The sequence below is a fragment of the Mycobacterium sp. genome, from assembly GCF_049683355.1.
GTDB lineage: Bacteria > Actinomycetota > Actinomycetes > Mycobacteriales > Mycobacteriaceae > Mycobacterium.
Map to the genome: position 1 here is coordinate 1 of NZ_JBAUJB010000019.1, position 3,599 is coordinate 3,599.

Here is a 3,599-nt window from a genome sequence, read left to right on the forward strand (position 1 = left end):
CGCCAGCACCGTGGTGCCGTGCCCGAGTGCGCCCACCGCGTCCGCCCAGCGTTCACCGGCGCTGCGCGGATCATCGGCACACAACCCGGCCACCATCGCGGTGATCCGCCGACGCAACGCCGCGGCATCGGTCGGCGTCAACCGCCCCCACACCACGGTGATCTCGTTGGTGTCCTCACACGCCCCGATGTGGAAATCACGGGTGCGGACAGCGTCTTTGGCGCGGCGCACCCCGTCGGGGTCGTAGCGTTCGATCACCGCGTCGATCGCCCGGTCCAACTGGGTTTCCGACAGCGTTCCCCACTTCTCTGCTTTGTCGGCCAGTTCGGTGTCGATCAACGCGATCAACGCGTCGTTGTCGACCAGCTGGGTGCGCCAGGTGATCTCGGAGATCAACCGGGCGCTGATCAACCCTTGGGAGAACAACGCCGCCACCGCCGGAAGCCGATCCCGCAACGCGACAGCGATCCGCATCTGACCCGAGGCCCGGCGTTGGCCCACACCCAGCGCCGCAGCCAACCGCGCCGCGGTGTGGTTCCACGGATCGAACACCCACCGCGACCGCTCGTCCTCCTCATCGACGCTGCGATGCACCAACTCCGCGATCGCCGCCAACCGCCGCGCCGCCACCTGCGCCTCGTCTCGCGCCAACTGCTCGATCACACCCACGAGCGCGTCATCATCGACACCCGCGAACAACGATCCGAACATGTGTGCGATTTTACGGGCAGGCACCGACACGGCGGCAGCTCGAGCGCATCCCGATCTTGAGTGCTAGCACTCGCGTGTATAGAGTGCTAGGTGGCAGTCGGTTCAACCCCTGTGTCGGCACCCGCGACGACGGCGCGAGGGCGGTCACCGGCCGCCGAGTACATACACCAACATGAGTGAAGGGGCTCCATCGTGGCGAGCGTGAACATCAAGCCACTCGAGGACAAGATCCTCGTTCAGGCCAACGAGGCCGAGACCACGACCGCATCCGGTCTGGTCATCCCCGACACCGCCAAGGAGAAGCCGCAGGAAGGCACCGTCGTCGCAGTAGGCCCCGGCCGCTGGGATGAGGATGGCGAGAAGCGGATTCCCCTGGATGTGTCTGAGGGCGACGTGGTGATCTACAGCAAGTACGGCGGCACCGAGATCAAGTACAACAACGAGGAGTACCTGATCCTGTCGGCGCGCGACGTGCTGGCTGTCGTTTCCAAGTAAGCAATATCGTGTTCCGCCCCGGACGTTCCCGCATACGGGTGATGTCCGGGGCGGCACGCGTCATACCCCGTCTTAGGGAAAGAAACTTATGAGCAAGCAGATTGAATTCAACGAAACCGCGCGCCGCGCGATGGAGGCGGGCGTCGACAAGCTCGCCGACGCGGTCAAGGTGACGCTCGGCCCGCGCGGCCGACATGTGGTTCTGGCCAAGGCCTTCGGTGGCCCTACCGTCACCAACGACGGCGTCACGATCGCCCGTGAGATCGACCTGGAAGACCCGTTCGAGAACCTGGGCGCTCAGCTGGTCAAGTCCGTCGCCACCAAGACCAACGATGTCGCCGGCGACGGCACCACCACCGCAACCGTGCTGGCGCAGGCGCTGGTCAAGGCCGGCCTTCGCAACGTGGCAGCCGGTGCCAACCCGATCGCGCTGGGTGCGGGCATCTCCAAGGCAGCCGACGCGGTGTCGGAAGCCCTGCTGGCCGGGGCCACGCCGGTGACCGACAAGAAGGCGATCGCCCAGGTTGCCACCGTGTCCTCGCGCGACGAAGAGGTCGGCGAACTGGTCGGTGAGGCGATGACCAAGGTCGGCCACGACGGCGTGGTGTCGGTCGAGGAGTCCTCGACGCTGTCCACCGAGCTGGAGATCACCGACGGCGTGGGGTTCGACAAGGGCTACCTGTCGGCGTACTTCGTCACCGACTTCGACGCGCAGCAGGCCATCCTCGAGGACGTGCTGGTGCTGCTGCACCGCGAGAAGATCAGCTCGCTGCCGGACCTGCTTCCCCTGCTGGAGAAGGTCGCCGAGAGTGGCAAGCCGCTGCTCATCATCGCCGAGGACGTCGAGGGTGAGGCGCTGTCGACCCTGGTCGTCAACGCGATCCGCAAGACGCTGAAGGCCGTTGCGGTCAAGGCGCCGTTCTTCGGTGATCGCCGCAAGGCATTCCTCGACGATCTCGCGGTCGTCACCGGCGGTCAGGTCGTCAACCCGGACGTGGGTCTGATGCTTCGTGAGGTCGGCCTCGAGGTGCTCGGTAGCGCCCGCCGCGTCGTCGTCGACAAGGACAGCACCACGATCGTCGACGGTGGCGGAACCAAGGAGGCCATCGACGGTCGCGCCGCTCAGCTGCGCGCCGAGATCGAGGCCAGCGACTCGGACTGGGACCGCGAGAAGCTCGAGGAGCGGCTGGCGAAGTTGGCCGGCGGGGTGGCGGTGATCAAGGTCGGTGCTGCCACCGAGACCGATCTGAAGAAGCGCAAGGAGGCCGTCGAGGACGCCGTCTCTGCAGCCAAGGCTGCGGTCGAAGAGGGCATCGTCGTCGGTGGCGGCGCCGCGCTGGTGCAGGCCCGCGCCGGCTTGGCGAAGCTGCGCGAATCGCTGTCTGGTGACGAGGCACTCGGTGTCGACGTGTTCTCGTCGGCTTTGGTGTCTCCGCTGTACTGGATCGCCACCAACGCCGGGCTGGACGGTTCGGTCGTGGTGAACAAGGTGTCGGAGCTTCCGGCGGGTCACGGCTTCAACGCCGCCACGCTGGAATACGGCGACCTTCTCGCCGACGGCGTGATCGACCCAGTGAAGGTGACCCGCTCTGCGGTCGTCAACGCAGCGTCGGTGGCGCGGATGATCCTGACCACCGAGACGGCGATCGTCGACAAGCCGGCCGATGAAGAAGGTGATGGCCACGGCCATGGTCATCATCACGGCCACTCGCACTAGAAGCACGCTGTACGGAGCACCCCCGGTCCACAGGGCCGGGGGTGTTTTGCGCGAGGGGTGAGGATAAGAGCATGTGGTCGGTTGCGTTTGGCGTGATCGCGGGTCTTGCGACGTGTTGGCTGGCCCTTGCCGTCGCCTTGTGGAGGGCGAAGCCGGCGGATCTCGGCCCGCGCGAGATCGCCCGGTTGCTTCACGATCTGTTGCGGCTGATCAAGCGCCTGGCAACCGATCCGACGATGCCGAAAGGGGTCCGCATCCGGATCGCGCTGCTGACGGGCTACTTGGCGCTGCCATTTGATCCGATTCCCGACTTCATCCCGGTGCTCGGCTACGCCGACGACGCGCTGGTCGTCGCATTGGTCCTTCGTTCTGTCACTCGGCGTGCCGGTCCAGAAGCGCTGACCGAGCACTGGCCCGGGTCGCCGCAGGGTCTCGATGCGGTGCGCCGACTGTGCAGACTTCCGATGGGCGACTAGTGTCCCGCGACGTCAGTCGCGAGCGAATCCTAGCCCGAAGTTGCGATTGTTCTGAGCGGTAATCCTTAGTGTGACCCCGCTTTCCGCACTTGTGGTGCCTGTTTTGGCTCCCCCATCGGCCTGAGCTTGTGATCAGGCACTGGTGTAGGCGATGTGCGGGATGTCGAGCAGGTCGAGCACGAGGGCTTGTAGCTCGCTGA

The 3,599-nt window shown here is 65.9% G+C and carries 4 protein-coding genes; 3 read left to right on the forward strand and 1 reads right to left on the reverse strand.

What is annotated here, in order from left to right:
• The coding region (locus WA944_RS01120) for a DUF222 domain-containing protein (protein ID WP_526646118.1) at positions 1 to 711 on the reverse strand (711 nt) is incomplete at its 3' end.
• A 192-nt stretch (positions 712 to 903) separates the two neighbouring features.
• Between WA944_RS01120 and groES the strand changes: the two genes are divergently transcribed.
• The 3 genes from groES to WA944_RS01135 all read left to right on the forward strand — a co-directional run bounded on the left by groES (position 904) and on the right by WA944_RS01135 (position 3,399).
• Entirely contained in the window at positions 904 to 1,206 is a 303-nt protein-coding gene (gene groES / locus WA944_RS01125) for a co-chaperone GroES (protein WP_048630140.1), read from the forward strand.
• Positions 1,207 to 1,294: 88 nt separating this feature from the next.
• On the forward strand, positions 1,295 to 2,923 hold the full coding sequence (gene groL, locus WA944_RS01130) for a chaperonin GroEL (protein ID WP_526369093.1): 1,629 nt from the start codon (positions 1,295 to 1,297) through the stop codon (positions 2,921 to 2,923).
• Between the two features lie 71 nt (positions 2,924 to 2,994).
• Positions 2,995 to 3,399, forward strand: coding sequence for a YkvA family protein (locus WA944_RS01135; protein WP_526369094.1), 405 nt, complete (start codon positions 2,995 to 2,997; stop codon positions 3,397 to 3,399).
• The last annotated feature ends 200 nt before the right edge of the window (positions 3,400 to 3,599 follow it).

Coding starts and splice junctions, on each gene's coding strand:
- groL (WP_526369093.1), top strand. CDS start 1,295: ATGAGCAAGCAGATTGAATTCAACGAAACCGCGCGCCGCGCGATGGAG.
- WA944_RS01135 (WP_526369094.1), top strand. CDS start 2,995: ATGTGGTCGGTTGCGTTTGGCGTGATCGCGGGTCTTGCGACGTGTTGG.